Here is a 17,991-nt window from a genome sequence, read left to right on the forward strand (position 1 = left end):
CGTGCGGGAGTTGTTCTGCATGCAACGTGCCGTCATGGGCAATCCCCAGTACATGATGCTGGTGCGAGTGCGCATGGCAGATACCAAGCAGCAATTATATGTTCGCATGTATGACTACGATTTGATGCCGTCGTACTATGGATTTACGAGGATTAGCCATTCGCAGTTACCTCCCGCGCCTGAACTTCTTGAGGGCGATGCTGGGGCATTTGAAGAGATGTTTCACTCCTGGGGTGGAGCCCAACGATATAAATAGACTGCGCGGGTTGTGCCGAAAAAAAAGGCCCTGGGACTAACCAGGGCCTTCTCTACGACTGACGTAAATATCCGACAACAAGAGGTCGGATATGAACATTCAACTCATCGTCGCTGCCGTGATATTCACTGTCATCGCTGGATTATCCACGATGGTGTACGTGCAGTACCAGGAAAACCAAGCGAAAACTGCAAAAATTAGTCAGCAGGCGCAAGCACTTACAGTGCAAGAACGCACCATCAGCAGCCTCACTGCCCAAGCGGCAGAAATCGAGCGCAAGCATTTGGTTCTCAGCGAGGCCTACGCGGATGCTGAGACCCGTCTGCGCGCTCGCACGCGCAGGGCAGAGCCCACCGTGGGCGACACTGACGAGGACATCAAAACGCTGGGTAGGGCAATCGAGGGGGCAGCACGATGAAGGCGCTTACCCTCATGGCCGTACTCGGCCTCACAGCGGCCCTAGCAGGCTGCCAAACCACATCCGTGGCGGTGACCACTCCCACGATTAGTGTGGCCCCTCAGCGGCCTCGTGGCGTGACGTGGAAGCCCGTGGATATCCGGCGGGAGACCAAGGACCGCTACGTCATGGACGGTGGCAGCCGCAACAACCTGCGGGACAACCTCGCGGACATTGCGCGCAATCAGGAGCAATGGAACTCCTACGGCGACTACTTCGCCCACGGTTATTAGAGTTACGAATTTACCTAGGGTCGGTGCCAAATTGCATCGCTCCTGTGAACTTGACGTGATGCAAAAACATTTAGATTATATAATCATATTGCCTGTAAGTAGTATCTATCTCAACGAGCGATTCGAATTGGTCTTGAAATGAAGCGTCTTGCCACATTGACATTATCGACCTTTATTGCTGCTTCTTCAGCGAGTAATACTTCGGCTCTGGATTGGGCCGGACATGGTGGAGATAGGCAGCAAAAAATCAGCGATGTATTGGAGGCCATGCCAGAGTTAGGGAAACTTGCTGCACGGTCGTACCAGATTGGAATGATGTGTAAGTCTCGCGGTCATAATTCGATGCAAAAATTCGAAGACGATGCGTTCGGTAATGTCGATCCAACTGAATCGATTGACATCATGCAGTGTTGCACCGTCTTTCATCATACAGCCTTTGCGTATGGAATGGGTCGTCTTACTAAGTTTGTAGACTTTTTTACTCCGCCGAGCCGTAAATTGAATAAATCAGCCGAGCAATATGCAAAAATGGCTGAAAAAATCGCAACGAAGGCAGTTGACAAGAGCGCAGGAGATTTGGTTGACAATATTATTGCCCAAACGAGACATGATTGGGAAAATACGTGGTCTTTATGCCAGCGTCCGCTGAAATCTTTTACTCCACGATGATCTTCATCGCTGGTAAATTTCAGCCATGCGATGCTAAAACATGTTGAGTTGCATTTGTTATTTTGCTCAGGAATCAGCCGCCTGAATTCCTAGGATTCTGGAAAATCAGGCGGTATGGTGCTTCCCAAATCGCTCAGCCAAACGTGACAGCCTGGCGACATCTGCGTTCCTCTGTTGCGATGCCGAGGGCAGTCCTTGCTGATCTGCCCCCGCACATGATCCAGGCTGGCCTCAGCGCCAAAGCGCTCTGCTAATCGTGCCAGCCGGTAAACGCCCTTGCGCCAAGGGCAGAACGCACACTCAAACCGCACCACCACGTAAGGGTACTGGCTCAGCCGCTCTGGAACTTTCATCGCTCCGTGCGAGCACCTTCACGAACGTAGCCAGCACCCATGCTGCGCATCTTGATCAACTCGCGCGCATGAGCCGCACGGCGCTTGTGGATGTCATCCGCGATGGCAGCCTGGAGAGCGCGAACCGTGTTGCCGCCGTTGGGCACGAGGAACGGCGCAGCCATGCTGGTGATGTCTCGGGTGGTGCGCCGGATGGGGATGGTTTTCATGGCCTGGCCTCCTGAGAACGGAACGTGAACAACACCATCCCGTTCCCATGGTCAAGCCAGCACCAGTTTTTTTTGGCTTTTTATGCCTCGCCGTCTACGCGGGGTGTCGCTGCCGTACTGTGATAGTAGGCAATTTTGGGAGGGCCGACTAAGTAACCTGCTTCAATTTCATTGCGGTCGTTAAGCGATGCATCTATTAAACGCCCCCGATTCGCTTCTATGATCTTATCCTTATAGTGAGTGTAGCGCTTCCGATTTCCTGCATCGAAACCTTGGATGTCCGGCTTAGGTTCGTAGCCGAAAGAAGCAGTATCTTCCAAATAAAGTGGTACCTTTATACCGCGTACATCCACCCAGTAGTCGTTCATGGTGCAAAAATCCTCTGCTGGAAACTCTGAAATTCGAGACCGATACGTCCGGTTTGGTGGGCCGCATCGACCTGCGGAGAAGGCCTTACTGCTGATTTATCAAATGGACGCCCAATCTTCTCGATTTGGCCAGGGCCCATTGTGATAAGAAGTTGGTCCATTCTGTCCCGATTTGACGTTGCGAAAGTTCCGCCTGGATTAACTGTAACATTAGTAAATGTAATTGTGGGGGTTGCACTCGCTCCAATATCGGTCGAAAAAGAAATAGTGTTCTGGATTGTATCCAGAGGGCCAGCGCTGTCCTTGAATTTATTAAAAAAGGAACCGTCATTTCCTGCCGGATATACTCCAGCAAGAAGGGTTTCTCTTATCCTAAGATCGCCCTCTAGCGCGACATTTTGGCTGTCTTTACGGCAACTTGCAAATCTCTCGGAATATGCAAGATCGTTGAAGGCCTCAAACCAAGTTATCTCTATCTTTCTTGTCGACGAACGATTGTATATTCCACCAACGTTTAAACTGATGCCGGTTAGTATAGAGCCAACAAACGTATCTGCAGCCGCGATTCCCGGCGATAAATTCGTTTTTTCTTCGGCTGAGACCGTCATCGTAATCTTAGCGGACCATCGCTTTAGGAACTCAGCCTCACGATTTTCTATCGCAAACAAAACAGCATCTCGAATTTCACAGCGTACGCCAAGTGCGATCCGGTTCACAAATTGACCGAGATCATAGCTACTATAGGGATTCTGTATAATGCTCGGCGTTCGAGTGCCGCAGGCAGAAACAGACATCGCTGTAAACACGATGAGCGCCAAGTTGTGAAAATTGGGCATTGCTTCGACTTCTCAGAACAGAAAATCATCGAAGCCGAAATCTGCAAATCCCGCAATCCAGAAAAGTTGTCTTATGTTCTCGGATACTTCTTAGTTGCAAAGATGCAACATAACCACCCCCGCTGACTATCATTATTTTCGCGTTTCGGCGGCTCGTGAATGGTTCGCTGAGCCAGGGGTTTGCTGAGGGCTCCGGCTTTCACGCGCATCTCCTTCGCATGCGGAAGCAGCCTTGGCGGCTTTAGGCAAACCAGCACGGGCGATCTCACATTCACCCGCTCACTATTCGTGGAGTTCGATCACGCCAAGGACGCGCTGTTGTTCAAACTCACCTGGGGCAGCGCGAGCAACGAGGCATGAACCGAGCATCTATACTCGCTGCGGGAGCACTTTTAGCCCTTCGCGGTTAAACAACATGTAAAAGAGCGCTCGCACAACGAATAGAACGGCGCTATACAAAAGCATCCAAGGAGATGACCACATGAATACCTCACCCGCATTCCTCACCTATGGCGCTTTCAACGAGTGGCTGGCAGAGCAGCCCAGGCATCTAACGTTTAGTGACATCACCAATTGGCTGCCCGATGACTTCCTGGACAACATGACCGGCAAGGGCACGCCCAGCGTCCAGGGCTCCATCATGGGCGCTAAGGTTCAAATGAAACTGAGCAACTTGGTGAAGTTCAAGCAGAGCAAGCCCAGCCAAATCAGCCCCAAGGAGTACAAGACGTTCCTGTTCCACATCGAGCATGCCAAGTTCACACTCACGCTCAACTTCAAGGCCAAGGCCGGCGACATGAGGCCGTGGCTGTGCTCGGGCACGGGATGCACTTATGACTTCACGGGCACCGACAGTGACTTCCTCAACTGGCTCTCCCAAGTGAAGTTGCAGGGACAGGAGATGTTCAGCAAGGTCAACCAGGGCATGCTTGCTGGTGCCGCTGTGTACGCGAGCAAGAACCCCTGACATGACCCGCAGCATCACCGCCAGTCACCTGCTCAGTGGCGTTCGCCTGCACACTCCGTGGCAGCCCACGGAGCCCACGCGGAGCACTCTGGAACTCATGCAGTGCGAGGCAATACCTCGAGAGCCCACGCACTCGCCCACCGCAACGAATAGGGCGAACGATCCGCACCGACGCCGCAACGCACGGCACTCGTGAACCACTGATCCTCTGAGCATGTGGCCCGGTGAACCCCACTGGGCCACAGCCGCGACCGAACACCCTCCGCAACTAGTGAACCCCTCAACCCTCCACTCAGGGAACGCCGACCCATGACCACATCGGATTATGAAGCCCACATCGCAATGACGCCGGAGCAGAAGCAGGAGTGGTGGCGCGAACAAAAGCGGGACACGCAGCGGCTGGGCCAGGAGATCACGGATTTCCTCCAGTGGCTTTGCGAGCACAACACCCCGCACGAGCATCGCAATCACAACGGCATGTGGAACTGCCAATCCTGGCTGCTGCCCGCGCTGGACCGCAATGGCATCGCTTACCGGCACACGTCGGCCCAGCGTCATCTGGCTGAGACTATCTCGTTCACGCTGCACGACGCCACCCTAACCATGGCGGAGTACGATGTCTCCGTGAACACCACGCATGGCAACGCGGATGATGAGGACGACAACGATCCGCACTTCCTAGGTACTGTGCTGGAACTCAACCTCACCGGCAGCACACCCAAGACGAACTTCCGCATGGGCGTGCGCTGGTTTGCCTATGACAATGAAGCGGCTGGCAACGGCATGACCGTGGATGACTGGTACCAACGGCGATGGGCCTTTCCCGCTCCCGTGTGGTGCCACATGCTGGGCAACAACGATCACGCGAGGTCATGGCTCATGCTGGCCAAACTAAGCATGAAGGTGTGAAGCACTGGCCCGGCTAACCACCGGGCCAACTCAGTGACCGCACTATGAACTGGCTGAGGCCGAGGGTGGCGCTGCCTCTTCGGTGGGATGCATCATCCGAGTGGCCAGCATCTGTGCGCCAGCAAAACCCTTGCGACGATCCTCCATGTCCTGCGCATACTGGCGGATGCGAGCCAACTGCTCCGCGAACTCGGGGTCACTGGCCAGCGCCCGGTTGGCCTCCAGTTCCTCCACGTGAGCCACGGGACTAGTGTGCGCGATGATCATCTCGCCGATATCCTCCAGCACGGTCCTGATCATGTTCAGGAGCACACCGCAGCAGATGCCCATGAAGATGATGAAGTATGATCCTTTATCGTCTTTGGTGATAACCATGATGGCGTAGAACACCATGGTGGCAATGAAGCCAAATAGGAACGCAGTGCATCGAACCAGCAAGTGAGTGTGAGCCAGCGACACCATGGCAGAGAAGCCACCGGCAAGGTCACTTAGCACGATCCTAAGAGCGCGCTTGATTTGTGCCTGATACTTTTTGCGAGCAGCCTTGCTTTTCGTTGAGCGCAGCAAACGGCCTGAGCGGCTGTAAACATAACTGCAAAAGAACGATAGCAGGATAGGAAGCGCTAGGTCCTTGACCCAGTTGAACTCACCCACGAATGGCAGCACGGCGCACCCAACGATTTCAGCACAGGATCAATCGTACAACTCTCAGATATGCACGATTTCCGCAATCCTATTGCTGGCATCGTATTACGGCCCGGCCTGGCTCTGGTTCACTCATAGGTTCACGGTCTCCTACACCCAACAAGTGCAGAAAACTGCGAAAAGACATCAATGTTCTGAATGACCTAGGATGACACTTTGTGGGCTGCGCTACCAAGTAGCCCTGCGACGTTGTTCGTCGTCTTCATGCACTCATAAGAGCGCCGTTCAGCATCGCAATCAACCGAAGATTTCACATTATCTGCGGGATTCTTCGCTCGCATCCACACGAGCGCGAATGTACACGAACAAACGTCCGTTGGAGTGTGTGCAGACTATGCGTTACGTGGCCTACTACAGGGTCAGCACTGCCAAGCAAGGAGCCTCGGGGCTCGGGCTTGAAGCACAGCAGGCTGCGGTACTCCAGCATTGCGGGGTGCCAGCCATTCAATCGTTCACAGAGGTGGAGAGCGGCCGGCGAGCGGATCGTCCGCAACTCACTGCTGCACTGGCATACGCGAAGGCTAACAAGGCCACGCTGGTGATTGCCAAGTTGGATCGCCTTGCACGCGACGTGCACTTCATCAGTGGCCTGCTCAAGGCGCGGGTGGATATCGTTGCCTGCGATCTCCCAGCGGCCAACAAGTTCACACTGCGCATCATGGCAGCGGTGGCGGAACAGGAAGCAGAGGCTATCAGCGCTCGCACTCGGGCAGCGTTGGCAGCGGCAAAGGCACGGGGCGTGCGCTTGGGTACGAACGCATCAGCAATCAACGCACGGGCTCGTGCAGGGGCGGACGCTTACGCCAGCACTCTCACTGCCACGCTGGAGGAACTTCGCTTGCAGGGCGTGTACAGCGTGCGGGACATCTGCGCGGCGCTCAACGCTCGTGGCGTTCCCACTAGTCGTGGATCCAAGTGGCATCCCACAAGCGTGCAACGGCTGCTCGACCGGCTAGCGGACGTGGAGATGGCTGCGCTCACTCAGTCGTTGAGAAGTTATCATCCCACCAGCCTTAGTGGCTGATCCACTGGCGCACGGTGTTAGTCTGCACGGGTAAGCAGAAGCCACAGGATAGAACATGCTTCTATCCAGCCGCTTAGATCCTATGGGCTCGCTTCACTTCATCCACCCATGGCTCTGACAACCCCAGGGGGTACACCCCCCAGAACCGCTGTGTGATCTAGCCGAGGTTGCTCAAAAACCTTTTGATACGGTTTCTGAATTAGGGGTGCTGCTCCTGCACCTCTATCAAGCCTTTGCGCAAACCCACATCTCGCAGCAGGTTCAACAGTGTTGCTCGACCCTTAATCAACTTGTTGCACACCAAGCCGATTTCATGTGCCGTGGCTTCTTTGTTGTATCTGGGCGCTATGGAATGAGGGCCCAAAAACACTCGGGCCGCTTCGTCCGCATCATCTTCTGAGATCCAGGCGCTCTGATGGGCTACGAGGTTGCGCATCATCCGGCTTTCATTCAGTACGGTATGCACCTCGTTCCATGTTGCCTTTTCTTCCTCCGTGCACTGCATCTGCACGAGCAGATCGATGAGGTTGATCTTCTTCTCCGAGGATTGCTGATCTTTCAAAACTTTGAGCGCGTTAGCATCATCTGTGGGGGCTGTCAGCGTCATGAAGAACAGGTGCAGTTTGTTTTCAATGTCGCTGTTCATAATGACGAGTTTGCCGACTTCATTCTGCAACTGGCTCATCAGCAGCCATATTTCCTGCTGACGCCGGAACATGCCTTTCAGTTCATCGGGCCATTCATCCAAAATCGCGGCTCCTCGGTGCTAATTCGTTCAATTCCATAAAATGGCGTTTGACGGAGACACGAAGCCTATTTCTTGTTCTACTTGAGGTCCAGCACCCCAGCGTTGCTCATCTTGAGCGTGGCGATGTGGCTCGTGGTGCGCCGCGCGGCTTCTTTGTCCGTGGCGCTCTCGTGTATCTCGAATTTGAACCGCAGGGGCTCATCCGGCTCCGGTGCCTGTGAGGTGCCGCTGATCAGCGTTTGCGCATGCGGGTCCATGCGCCACTCACCGTGAGCGTTGTTGTCCCTCAGCCATTTGGCAATCGTCGCCACCTCGGGGCCGGCAGCAATGAACCGGTGCTCCAAGGCGCCGCTGCGCTTGGGGTTCTGCGGCCGGTAATGCGTGATGCTGGTCTTCATCGTGGGGCTCCGTTTGAACGGAGGCTTACCCCAACGCACTGTCACAAACAGCGGGGATTTTTCGCGCAGGCTTCGCCTACGATTGCCCCTGCTTCTTGGCCATGCGTTTCAGTAGCAGTGCGGTTGATGCGGGTTCAGGGCGCAGTGGCAAAGCCTTGGCCAGTTCGCGCGCCACGCCTTCAACCACACCATCCAATTGGGTACCGCGAGGCGGCACGTAGCCAGTGGGGGTAATCATCTCACCCTTCCATGAGCCGGAAGATTTTCCGCTCTGTATGAAAGTACACAATGTGGGGACGCAGTTACCGAAAGCATAATGCGGCGCGCCGTCGCGGCGAAAAGAAGCCTTTCTATTTCCGGTTATTTTAACCGTTCCTCAACCATTTCTGGGATGACTTCGCCCTCGATGATGTTCGTGGCCTGCTGCTGGTTCATCTCCACCATGCGCCGCTGCATGGCGTTGATGGCGTCCGCGATGCCGCTGGCATTGTGATCCACCTTCACGTCAACGGATTGCTTGGGCCTGCCCCAGCCACGATCCAGCAGCGCCACGCTGGCCTGCACTCGCGCGCTGCCATTGGTGTTGGGGTCCATGGCGATGTCGAAGAGATTGCTCACTAGTTGCGGAGTGAGGTCCCTGGCCAGTTCCTGAACCTCGCGGATCACGGGTGGTCGGCCCTTGGGATTGCCGCTGTTTCCCTTCTGGAAACCTCGGGCCTTGCACGCTTCGGGCTCGTTCTGCTTACGCGCCATCGGCAACCTCCTGGCCACCAATGGCCTCTCGGAATGCCCTGGCGTGATCAGGGCTCGAAAACATCACATCGAACTGGGCAACTCCCACGTTTCGGAATGAGAATGCCTCTGTGAGGTTGGCGGTGATCCAGTCGCCGTACCGCTGTGCCACCCACTGCTGGGCTGCTTGATCCGGTGTGGTGCCGGGGTTGGCTTCCACGATGGCGTCCACCTGCGGCTTGTGCCCGTTGGCGATCTTTACGCGAATGATTGTTGCCATGGTGCTCCTACTCGGCTTGTGGCTTTGTAGGTATTTACACGTATTGAACAGAATAGAGCGGTTTGGCAGTCTTCGGTTGATCCTGCGGCGCACGGCTGTAGCCAGAACGAGTGGCGCGCACGGCGCACATGGAGAAGCACAGATGGCTACGAAGTCGCTCATGGATCAGTTTCTTACTTTCGCTGCCCCCACCAGCAACAGCACGGATCGCGATCCCGTCAGCGTGTTCTTCCGCAAGATCGACCGGCAGATTGCGCTGGCCAAGGACGCCAAGGAGGGCAAAGAGGCCAACGCCCGCGTGGCTTGGTTCAAGCGCGATGGCGGCGGCTACCGGCTCAAGATCGGGCGCGAAGGCCTCCGGTTCGGGGATCATCAGTGGTTTGCTGCTGCCAACCTCGATGAGGTCATGGAGCGGCTGGGCATGGCTCGGCAGGTCATCGAGGCCAGCGAGCCCCTGAGGGCTCAGATCATCGCCAACAGCCGCGCCCGCAGCGAGCGCATGCAGGGCACTCGCAAGACCAAAAAATCTTCCTAAGCCATTGCAACTATTTGGGATCATGGCCCCCGCAAGGGGGCCTTTTTCGTGTCCGGAATCGTACCGTTCGGTAAATACGCGGCAACACCACATTGGGAGAACCGCCGGTGGACGACAACGAATTCACCGGCCCTGAGGCTACCCCGCAGAACCCTGCCCCCGCCAAGCGGGCTCCACGCAAGGCCAGCAAGCCCGAGCCCTACAAGGATCCAGGAGCCATCGCCAACGCCTTTGGCAGCGTGGTGAGCGTGTTCTCCCGCTATCCGGTCAGCGCGCTACTAGTGAGCCTGCTCGCTGGCGTGGCCGGAACCGGATATGCCACCTACCAGAGCGCGGACTTCCGCAAGTTCGTGGTGTCCAACGTGCCCACGTCGCAGGCTGCGCTTGAGCAGCAGGCGCACAAGGCCCGCAAGGAGATCAAGCGCGAGGACGAAGTTTGTAGCCTCGTGGAGGCCGTGGGCAAGCGCATCAGCGCGCATCGCATGGTGTACTTCCGCTACACCGGAGAGGGTGCAGCCACCCAGGGCAATCCCATCCCGTGGCGCTTCGTGAGCGCGGTGTGCGTGTATCCCAAGCCGGGTGTGGACTACGACATCGCGGGCGCGCAGGCGATGCCTGCCAGCCTCAGCACGGAATTGCAGATCAAGATGTTTCCTGAGCGGGATCGGGATGGCGCATGCGGCACGTGGCACCTTGAGGACATCAAGGGTGCCTACCTGCGCAGCCGCTTCGAGAAGAATGGCACTGACATGAAAATCGCGTGCGGACAGGTGAGCCCGCAGGGGCTACCCACGGGCTCGCTGGCTGCGGATTGGCTCAGCCGTCACGCCATCACGGAAACTGAGGATGATGTTGAGCGCGTGATCCAAGAAGCACTGCGCAACATCACGGAGTTGCAGAACAAGCCGGCTCAATGACCGCTTCAATCTTCTTTCAACGCAAAATCCTGACCATCACGAACTCGGAGCAATAGATCAACCGCTTCCTGGCTATACCTATGGTTCTCAGAGGTATTCAGTTTGTCGCATATATGATACCGGTTATCGTATGACCGTATGCTCTTTTTCTTTGTAATCCACTGAAGACGATCAATCATCTGATTTGTTATATGCCACGTCTTAGAACCGAGTTTGACGCCCACCTGAGTAGCGCTAAAAGGATGGGTAGCAGATGCCGCTGTGTATTTGCTTATGTTTGCAATGCCAAAGAGTTTCGCGAAACTGTTGGAACTGTCGACGGCTTCTGTGAGCATCTTAAAGTCGGCTTCTACCTTCATCTTAGGAATGTCGTGGCGAACCAAGTCATAAGACCGCGCAACCAGCGCTCGCAGTACCCGTGGGTTAACATGGTTCAGAGCAGGATTTGCTGCGAAGGCGTCAAATACCCATTTAAAATCTTGGGCTTCGATCAATTTAACGCGGATCGTGCGATCCTCATCGGTCGGAAGCACTTTCTCCCTCGCAGGATTGCTGTCCGGGCTAATTGCAGAGTTCCACTCCAAAATATAGACATTCGGTATCAAGCCACCTTTTTCTGGCAGAGCCTCATCTATATCAGACAAAATGGCCTTGATGTTTGGGTCGCTCGCGCTGTAACCAAGGAATATGAGCGGATGCTCAGAGAAGAACGTGAGCAATTTTGCGCTTAAAAACTTTTTCTTTTTCGAGAAATTGTCATAGTCAGTTTGGGTGAAAACAAGGCTGTTATAGTCGGAAACGCAGCCGTGTACTTTGAAGATCTCACCGACGGTCACCGAAGCGCCTTTGAGTATCTGCTGACCTATGATTGGCTGATGATCGGGAAAAACAACCTCTAGCATTTGGTCGTAATTGGTAGTGATAATCGCATGTGGCTTGATCTGCCGAAGAGAATTGATTTCTTCCTCGTGTCCAGACGCGTAGAACTTTTCGAGTTCAGCCGGGGTCATCTCCTGCAAGACCTTGCAGATCCAAAACTTTATGTATGCCTGAGCGTCTATACCGGCTTCAAACATGTCATCCGGAAACGAAGGCTTTCCATCTTCCCATGCCCAGTCCTGAAAGAACTTCGCGAACTCTTCGCCGATCACGGGCGATTGACCGAAAGATTGCTTATAAAAGGCTACGTTCTTCGTAATCTTTGAGCAATCGTGCGCTAGTCTCGCAAGCAACTCGTCCCAACTTGGCGCTCCAAAATAGCGTCGTGAGAGCCCGGAGCCAACGAAGAGGATCGGTTGGCAGCCAAACTCTTGGACCGTTTCCGCAATGTCCTCGGATATCTCGTCGACGTAGCGATCATAGCGGCTCGGCTTAGCGGCTTCCTCACTCATTGCTCATCCCCGCGCGTATGATCGCAGCATCCTAGTGGTAATTCCTATCATACGACGAAGCCTCTCGCACAGCCGAGGTTTTGGTTCTGCACAGTGCATCCCATAAGGGCGAGTACAGGGCCTAAAGCATAAATACTGGAGTTCTACAAACTCCGGTATTTCATGGCGTCAGACAACGACTTGGCACTGCTGTTTGCGCAGTTCCACAAAGACATTCCATTCTTCGCTCAGCAGGCTTTTGGCACCACGCTCACCCCCAAGCAGGTGGAGTTCGTCACCAAGTACCAAGCCAACAAGCGCATCACGTTCCGAGGCGGCATCGGCTTCGGCAAGACGTTCTCGATGGCAGTGCTGATCCACTGGGCGCTGCTCACGCATAACGACGTGCAGGTGACCATCTTTGGTCCCAGCGAGGATCAGATCAAAGCAGGTATCTGGAAAGAGGTGGGCAACCTCTTCGTGAAGTTGCCTCCGTTTCTCAAAGACAACCTCGATTACACGGCCACCAAACTGTATCGCCGCGACAACCCCACGGGTGCATTTGCGGAAACGCGCCTAGCCAACAAAGACAACATCGAAACTGCTCGTGGTATCCACCAAGTCAACAACTTCGTGTTCGTTGACGAAGCCACTGGTGTGCCCGATCCGGTATTCGCGGAGTTGAAGAACATCTTCACCGACCGCAATCCCAAACTGTGCATCATCAGCAACCCATCCAAAACGAGCGGCTTCTTCTTCGACACCTGGGAACACCCGGACATCAGCGTGGGATGGACGCGGGTTCACGGCAAACTCACCGACAACCCCAACATCAAGCCGGATGATCTAGCGGCGATCACAGCCTCTTTCGGCGGCATCGGCACCAACGAGTACCGCGTCAAAGCGCTGGGTGAGTTCCCGCTGGAGGACGAAGACGGCGTAATCCCGCGTGACATCGTGGTGGAAGCCATTGAGCGCGATGTGGTGCCCACCCCCAAATACCCCGTGGTGTGGGGCTTTGATCCCAGCGGCACCGGCAAGGACCGGAGCGTGCTGATTAAGCGCCAGGACAACCTCATGATGGGTGATCCCATCGTGTACGGCACCATGCTGCCCGAGCAACTTGCAGCCCGAGTGCGCGAGGAATTCGACCGCACCCCCAAGGCCGAGCAGCCCACGGAAATCTGCGTGGATGGCATCGGCGTGGGTCACGGCATCGCTGGCCTGCTGCGCACCATGGGCCTGCCCGTGAAAGAGGTCATCGTGAGCAACAAGGCTCGCGATGCGGAGCGGTACATGAGCCTGCGCGACGAACTTTGGTTCAAGGCGCGCGAGTGGTTCGAGACCGGCAATGTGAGCATTCCGAATCACCCCGAGTTGATCCGAGAACTGTGCCTGCCCTCGTATGAGTTTCAGGGCCTCAAGCACAAGGTTCAGAGCAAGAAGGACATTCGCAAGGCTGGGCGCAAGAGCCCCGATCTCGCGGACGCTCTTTGCCTCACCTTCGCAAGTGATGCCCGCAATACTCATTACGGTAAATACGCTTGGAACAAGCCCATCACGATCAATCGTGGGTACAACATTATCTAACGAGCAAGATGCGGGAAAACCGCACACGAAAGGCACGGATGGAAGAGGAAAACACCAAGAAGCCAGCCGCAACTAAGGCGCTTAGTGAGCAGGACATCCTCAATCGCGTAAGCAAGGGCGTTCAGCACGCGCAGAATTTCACCTCAGGTGAGATCGAACAGAAGCGCGTGACTGGCCTTCAACTGTACAATCGCGATCAGTTTGCAGGCGACGAGCAGATTGTTGCACGCAGCCGATATGTCACGGACGACACGTTCGTGAATGTGGAGTGGACGCTGGCAAACCTCATGGCGCTGTTTGATGGCCAGGAGAAGGTAGTTGAGTACTCGCCAGCCGGTCCCGAGGACGAGGCGCTGGCCGAGCAGCAGACCGACGTTGTGAACTTCGTGCTTAACCAGGGCAATGCCTTCACTAAGACCATGCACGATTGGATCAAGAACGGTCTTATCGGCGGTCTCGGCATCGTCACAGCGGAATACTACAAAGAGAAGAAGTTCAAGCCCGCACAGGTGCTCCAGGGCGTTCCCAACCACCAAGCGGTGGAGTTGGAGAACAGCGAAGATCACGAAATTCTAGAGGCTGGCGAGCCTTATCCCATCCCCGGCATGGAAATGATCCCCGGCATGGAGATGCGCGACCTCAAGGTGCGCGAGAGCAAAACCGACAGCAAAGTGCGCCTAAGCGTGCTGCCACCCGAGGACTTCATCGTCAGCAAGGACGCTCATTTCGACTACCAGACCGGTGGCATTGCAGCGGACCTCCAGGGCTACAAGCGCACCCTACCGCGCGCTGAACTGTTGGAGATGGGCTACGAAGCCGAGAAGGTGAACCGCATCCCGATCAGCGGCGGTGACACCAGCGAGTACGCGCAGGAGCGCAACCGGGACCAGGGCCACACCGACGGCACCAACGACGTAGAGGACGAAGTAGACCTCTACGAGTTGTTCATGCGCATGGACATCAACGGCGACGGCGTTCGCGAGTTGGTGCGCCTCACTATTGGTGGAGGTCCAAGCAGCGGCGCGGTGCTGCTGGGCCACGAGGAAGTGGCACTGGCTCCGTTCGCGCCATTCGTGCCGTACATGATGCCCAACACCCTCAACGGCATGAGCACAGGCGATCTGGTTGGCAAGGACCAGCGCCTCAAGAGCCAGTTCATGCGAGGCATCAACGACAACCTCACTCAGGTGCTGCGCCCTCAGCGCATCGCGGACGTGGAAGGTGTCAACATCGACGACCTGCTGAATGCTGGACCGGACAGCATCATCAGGGTCAAGGACAAGGACGCTCTCAGCACCATCACCACTCCGTTCGTGGGCGGGCAGGCCTTTGGCATGATCGACCTGATCAACCAGAGCGTGGAGCACCGCACTGGAGTGGGTCCCAACCTCATGGGTGTGGACCCCACGCAGTTGCAGAACACCACGGCTACGGCCAGCAGCCAGCGTCAGACCATGAGCCAACTGCGCGTGGAGATGATCGCGCGCCTATTTGCAGAAACTGGCTACCGCTACCTGTTCCGCATGGTGACCAGCCTGCTCATCGCCAACATGGCGGACACTCAGGCTCTCACCCTCAAACTGCGCGGCAACTGGGTTCCCTATGGCACTGACCAGTGGAACCCGGACCTCGACATCAAGGCCAACATCACCTTTGGCATCACGGACAAGCCTCAGAAGCAGGCTGCGCTGAGCAACATCCTCACCCAGCAGATGGAGGCCATGAAGTTGGGCACGCCCATGACCGACATGGGCAAAATCTACAACACGCTGGCTCTGCTCACGGAATACAGCGGCTTCAAGAACGCTGAGCGCTTCTGGAACAACCCCGCCAAGCAGGGTCCAGGTGCGGGCGCGCCGCCACCGGACAAGCCCGATCCCGCTGTGCAGGCCGAGCAGGCCAAGATGCAGATGGAAGTGCAGAAGATGCAGATGGAAATGCAACTCAAGCAGCAGCAGATGGAAATGAACCTCCAGATGCAGCGTGAGCAGTTCGCGGCCAAGATGGAACTTGAGAAGTATAAATTCGAACAAGAGATGGCGATGCGTCGCGAAGAGGTTGGCGTGGAAACGCAACTCAAGGGACTTCAGATTGTCACCAAGCAGAACGCACAGCCGCAGATCCCGAACCAGAACTAAGGAGAGCCCATGGAAGACAAAGAAGCATCAATTCGCAGAGCCGAAGTCTACAAGCAGTATCACAGCGAGCCGGCATTTCGTGAGCCCTGGGACAAAGTACGCGAAGCGCTCATGGATGCGTTCCCCAAGACCGCAGCCGGTGATGCCGCCACCCGTGAGCGCATCTACCTCATGCTGGGACTGCTCACGAAGATTGATGAGTTTGTTGGCCGCACCATCGCCAGCGGTGAAATCGACAAGCGCGCTCTGGAAACCCTTGTCGAGGCACGTAAGCGAGGCATTTTCGGCCTCACGCAATAAATAGAACTAACAACAACAATCGAGGTAATCGATGTCAGACAGCAACAATCCCGCTGAGGGAACTGCAAGTCTTTCGCTGCATGACGCAGCAAGCCAGATCACTGCACTGTTCGGTAACGACGATGCTGCTGATGCTGTAAACGAGGCCGTTGAGGCTGAAGTACCATCCCACGAGGATGCAGACGCCACTGAGGTACACCCGGAAGCGGATACCGACGAGGCAGAGCACACCGAGGAGGATGCAGAGCCCGAAGAAACCGAAGCCCACGCGATTAGTGAGGATGCCGAGGTTGAGGTGAATGGAGAGCGCGTCAAGGTCAAGGACCTTAAGAGCGGCTACCTTCGCCAGTCGGACTACACGCGCAAGACCCAGGAACTGGCACAGCAGCGCCAGCACGCCGAAAGTCAGATTCGTTCCGAATACAATGCGCAGGCCACTCAGTATCTCTCCCAGGTGGAGCAGAACTTGCGTGACCACTTCCCACAGGAACCCAATTGGGTGCAGTTGGCCGAGGACAACCCGGCACAATATGCAGTCGAGCGGGAGCAGTGGAACAAGCGACTATCTGATCTCACGGCAGTGAGGCAGTTGCGCGCACAGCATGAGCAGGCCGCCCAAGCCAACAAGCAGGCAGCCATCGCTCAGGCACAGGCAGAGGCATACACAAACTTGGTGCAGTTGCACCCAGAGTTTGCCCGCACAAACGATGGCAAGGTCAGTCCAGCCAGCGCAGAATTGGTCAACTTCGCCGTTAACGAGGTGGGTTTGCCCGAAGAACTGTTGCAGGGCGTAACTGACGCAAGACTTTTCAGCATCATGTACGATGCAATGCGCTTTCGCAAGATGAAGGCTCAGGAAGGCAAGACCATCCAGAGTGTGGCAAGCAAGCCTCCGCTGGCTAAGCCTGGTGTAACCACTGGCAAGGCCACTGTAGCCCACGCCGAGCACGCAAAGCAGATGTCGCGTCTCAAGCGAACCGGCAGTGTCGAAGACGCTGCAAGCATCATCAGCAGGCTACTCTAACAAAGAAGAAGAGAGCCCAATAATAAGGAGCCAGCAAATGGCCACTCTCGTTACCAACTCGGTCGTTCACGTTCGTGAAGACCTCGCAAACGTCATCAACAACATCTCCCCCGAGGAGACTCCGGTGTACAGCCTTCTGGAGAAGAAGAAGGCCACGAACACCCGCCACGAATTCCTCACCGAGACCCTGAATGCTGCCAACGGCAACAACGCAGTGGCCGAGGGCGCTGAGTTCGTTGACACCGCAATGACCACTCCCGTGCGCCTGGGCAACTACACCCAGATCAGCCAGAAGGTGATCAACGTCTCTGGCACGCTCCAGGCCGTGAATACCGCTGGCACCAACAACGAGTTTGGTCGTCAGGTTGCCAAGGCTGGCATGGAACTCAAGCGTGACATCGAGACCTCGCTGGTTGGCAACAACCCCAGCGCTAGCGGTCCCGTGCGTAAGAGCGCAGGCATCGAGAGTTGGATCAGCACCAACGTGAGCGCTGGTACCGGCGGTGCAACACCCGGTTACGTGAGCGGCACTGTTGCTGCTCCCACCGATGGCACTCTACGTACCCTCACCGAGGCCATGTTCAAGGGCGTGATTGCCACTGCATGGACCAACGGCGGTGACGTCAAGAAGGTCATTGCTGGCCCCGCGCTCAAGCAGGCCATCTCGGGCTTCACCGGCAACGCCACCAAGTTCCAGCAGGCCAAGGACCAGACCGTGACTGCTGGTGTGGACGTGTACGTGAGCGACTTCGGTCGTCACGAGATCATCCCGCACCGCTACATGCGTTCGCGCACTGTGATCCTCTTCGACCCCAGCCTCTGGGCCATCGCTACCCTGCGCGCGATGAAGACCGAAGACCTTGCCAAGACCACCGATGCTGACCGCAAGGCCATCCTCACCGAGTGGACCCTGGAGAGCAAGAACGAACTGGGCAACGCCAAGATTGCTGACGTGCAGCCCTAATAAATAGTG

Annotated in this window: 24 protein-coding genes; 14 read left to right on the forward strand and 10 right to left on the reverse strand. The window is 56.0% G+C overall.

Translation table 11 applies throughout. The features are described 5' to 3' along the window. Window position 1 precedes the first annotated feature (1 nt). From ASF18_RS23875 to ASF18_RS23885, 4 genes are all read left to right on the forward strand, one after another. Window positions 2–256 (forward strand): hypothetical protein, encoded by a 255-nt coding sequence (locus ASF18_RS23875; RefSeq protein ID WP_156649952.1) that lies wholly within the window; start codon window positions 2–4, stop codon window positions 254–256. A gap of 91 nt (window positions 257–347) precedes the next feature. Then, the gene (locus tag ASF18_RS18730) at window positions 348–674 is read left to right on the forward strand and encodes a hypothetical protein (RefSeq protein WP_056353905.1); all 327 of its coding nucleotides are present in this window, start codon (window positions 348–350) and stop codon (window positions 672–674) included. 116 nt (window positions 675–790) lie between these two features. Next, window positions 791–946, forward strand: coding sequence for a hypothetical protein (locus ASF18_RS23880; protein WP_156649955.1), 156 nt, complete (start codon window positions 791–793; stop codon window positions 944–946). Window positions 947–1,084: 138 nt separating this feature from the next. Then, the gene (locus ASF18_RS23885; RefSeq protein WP_156649957.1) at window positions 1,085–1,615 is read left to right on the forward strand and encodes a hypothetical protein; all 531 of its coding nucleotides are present in this window, start codon (window positions 1,085–1,087) and stop codon (window positions 1,613–1,615) included. Window positions 1,616–1,964: 349 nt separating this feature from the next. Here ASF18_RS23885 and ASF18_RS18735 read toward each other — a convergent pair whose 3' ends face one another. The 3 genes from ASF18_RS18735 to ASF18_RS23895 all read right to left on the reverse strand — a co-directional run bounded on the left by ASF18_RS18735 (window position 1,965) and on the right by ASF18_RS23895 (window position 3,381). Further along, entirely contained in the window at window positions 1,965–2,177 is a 213-nt protein-coding gene (locus tag ASF18_RS18735) for a hypothetical protein (RefSeq protein WP_056353908.1), read from the reverse strand. A gap of 80 nt (window positions 2,178–2,257) precedes the next feature. Further along, window positions 2,258–2,545 carry a hypothetical protein gene (locus ASF18_RS23890; RefSeq protein ID WP_156649959.1) on the reverse strand — a complete coding sequence of 96 codons (288 nt, stop codon included), beginning with the start codon at window positions 2,543–2,545 and terminating at the stop codon, window positions 2,258–2,260. After that, entirely contained in the window at window positions 2,542–3,381 is an 840-nt protein-coding gene (locus tag ASF18_RS23895; RefSeq protein ID WP_156649962.1) for a hypothetical protein, read from the reverse strand. Before ASF18_RS23895 ends, ASF18_RS23890 begins: the two co-directional genes overlap by 4 nt. 481 nt (window positions 3,382–3,862) lie before the next feature. Here ASF18_RS23895 and ASF18_RS18740 point away from each other — a divergent pair, with 481 nt between their 5' ends. Continuing rightward, a complete protein-coding gene (locus ASF18_RS18740) occupies window positions 3,863–4,348 on the forward strand; it encodes a hypothetical protein (protein WP_056353912.1) in 486 nt (161 codons plus the stop codon). 309 nt (window positions 4,349–4,657) lie between these two features. Continuing rightward, window positions 4,658–5,257: a hypothetical protein gene (locus tag ASF18_RS18745; RefSeq protein ID WP_056353915.1), complete on the forward strand. Its 600-nt coding sequence runs from the start codon at window positions 4,658–4,660 to the stop codon at window positions 5,255–5,257. A 42-nt stretch (window positions 5,258–5,299) separates the two neighbouring features. On the opposite strand, the gene ASF18_RS18750 is transcribed toward ASF18_RS18745, so the two are convergent. After that, entirely contained in the window at window positions 5,300–5,911 is a 612-nt protein-coding gene (locus tag ASF18_RS18750) for a hypothetical protein (RefSeq protein ID WP_156649964.1), read from the reverse strand. Between the two features lie 385 nt (window positions 5,912–6,296). Between ASF18_RS18750 and ASF18_RS23215 the strand changes: the two genes are divergently transcribed. Next, the gene (locus ASF18_RS23215; protein WP_082487800.1) at window positions 6,297–6,986 is read left to right on the forward strand and encodes a recombinase family protein; all 690 of its coding nucleotides are present in this window, start codon (window positions 6,297–6,299) and stop codon (window positions 6,984–6,986) included. A gap of 199 nt (window positions 6,987–7,185) precedes the next feature. Here ASF18_RS23215 and ASF18_RS18755 read toward each other — a convergent pair whose 3' ends face one another. From ASF18_RS18755 to ASF18_RS18770, 5 genes are all read right to left on the reverse strand, one after another. After that, window positions 7,186–7,734 (reverse strand): hypothetical protein, encoded by a 549-nt coding sequence (locus ASF18_RS18755; protein ID WP_156649967.1) that lies wholly within the window; start codon window positions 7,732–7,734, stop codon window positions 7,186–7,188. 77 nt (window positions 7,735–7,811) lie between these two features. Continuing rightward, on the reverse strand, window positions 7,812–8,132 hold the full coding sequence (locus ASF18_RS18760; RefSeq protein WP_056353924.1) for a hypothetical protein: 321 nt from the start codon (window positions 8,130–8,132) through the stop codon (window positions 7,812–7,814). A gap of 76 nt (window positions 8,133–8,208) precedes the next feature. Next, entirely contained in the window at window positions 8,209–8,370 is a 162-nt protein-coding gene (locus tag ASF18_RS23900) for a hypothetical protein (RefSeq protein WP_156649969.1), read from the reverse strand. 122 nt (window positions 8,371–8,492) lie between these two features. After that, a complete protein-coding gene (locus ASF18_RS18765) occupies window positions 8,493–8,885 on the reverse strand; it encodes a DUF5681 domain-containing protein (RefSeq protein ID WP_156649970.1) in 393 nt (130 codons plus the stop codon). Further along, window positions 8,875–9,144, reverse strand: coding sequence for a hypothetical protein (locus ASF18_RS18770; protein ID WP_056353929.1), 270 nt, complete (start codon window positions 9,142–9,144; stop codon window positions 8,875–8,877). Before ASF18_RS18770 ends, ASF18_RS18765 begins: the two co-directional genes overlap by 11 nt. 142 nt (window positions 9,145–9,286) lie before the next feature. Between ASF18_RS18770 and ASF18_RS18775 the strand changes: the two genes are divergently transcribed. Together ASF18_RS18775 and ASF18_RS18780 are read left to right on the forward strand one after the other, a co-directional pair. After that, window positions 9,287–9,679 carry a hypothetical protein gene (locus ASF18_RS18775; RefSeq protein ID WP_156649972.1) on the forward strand — a complete coding sequence of 131 codons (393 nt, stop codon included), beginning with the start codon at window positions 9,287–9,289 and terminating at the stop codon, window positions 9,677–9,679. Window positions 9,680–9,786: 107 nt separating this feature from the next. Continuing rightward, on the forward strand, window positions 9,787–10,596 hold the full coding sequence (locus tag ASF18_RS18780; protein ID WP_156649974.1) for a hypothetical protein: 810 nt from the start codon (window positions 9,787–9,789) through the stop codon (window positions 10,594–10,596). Window positions 10,597–10,601: 5 nt separating this feature from the next. On the opposite strand, the gene ASF18_RS23220 is transcribed toward ASF18_RS18780, so the two are convergent. Further along, on the reverse strand, window positions 10,602–11,987 hold the full coding sequence (locus ASF18_RS23220; RefSeq protein WP_082487720.1) for an SIR2 family protein: 1,386 nt from the start codon (window positions 11,985–11,987) through the stop codon (window positions 10,602–10,604). Window positions 11,988–12,167: 180 nt separating this feature from the next. Here ASF18_RS23220 and ASF18_RS18785 point away from each other — a divergent pair, with 180 nt between their 5' ends. The 5 genes from ASF18_RS18785 to ASF18_RS18805 are packed head-to-tail and all read left to right on the forward strand — an operon-like array spanning window position 12,168 to window position 17,982. Further along, window positions 12,168–13,556 (forward strand): hypothetical protein, encoded by a 1,389-nt coding sequence (locus ASF18_RS18785; RefSeq protein WP_244472750.1) that lies wholly within the window; start codon window positions 12,168–12,170, stop codon window positions 13,554–13,556. 38 nt (window positions 13,557–13,594) lie between these two features. Next, entirely contained in the window at window positions 13,595–15,694 is a 2,100-nt protein-coding gene (locus tag ASF18_RS18790; RefSeq protein ID WP_056353940.1) for a hypothetical protein, read from the forward strand. 9 nt (window positions 15,695–15,703) lie between these two features. Continuing rightward, window positions 15,704–15,994, forward strand: a complete 291-nt coding sequence (locus tag ASF18_RS23905; RefSeq protein WP_156649976.1) for a hypothetical protein — start codon at window positions 15,704–15,706, stop codon at window positions 15,992–15,994. A 31-nt stretch (window positions 15,995–16,025) separates the two neighbouring features. Continuing rightward, the gene (locus ASF18_RS23910; protein WP_156649978.1) at window positions 16,026–17,018 is read left to right on the forward strand and encodes a hypothetical protein; all 993 of its coding nucleotides are present in this window, start codon (window positions 16,026–16,028) and stop codon (window positions 17,016–17,018) included. Window positions 17,019–17,055: 37 nt separating this feature from the next. Then, on the forward strand, window positions 17,056–17,982 hold the full coding sequence (locus ASF18_RS18805) for a DUF5309 domain-containing protein (RefSeq protein WP_056353950.1): 927 nt from the start codon (window positions 17,056–17,058) through the stop codon (window positions 17,980–17,982). Window positions 17,983–17,991 lie beyond the last annotated feature (9 nt).

The sequence above is a fragment of the Methylobacterium sp. Leaf89 genome (assembly GCF_001422215.1).
In the GTDB taxonomy this organism is placed as follows: domain Bacteria; phylum Pseudomonadota; class Alphaproteobacteria; order Rhizobiales; family Beijerinckiaceae; genus Methylobacterium.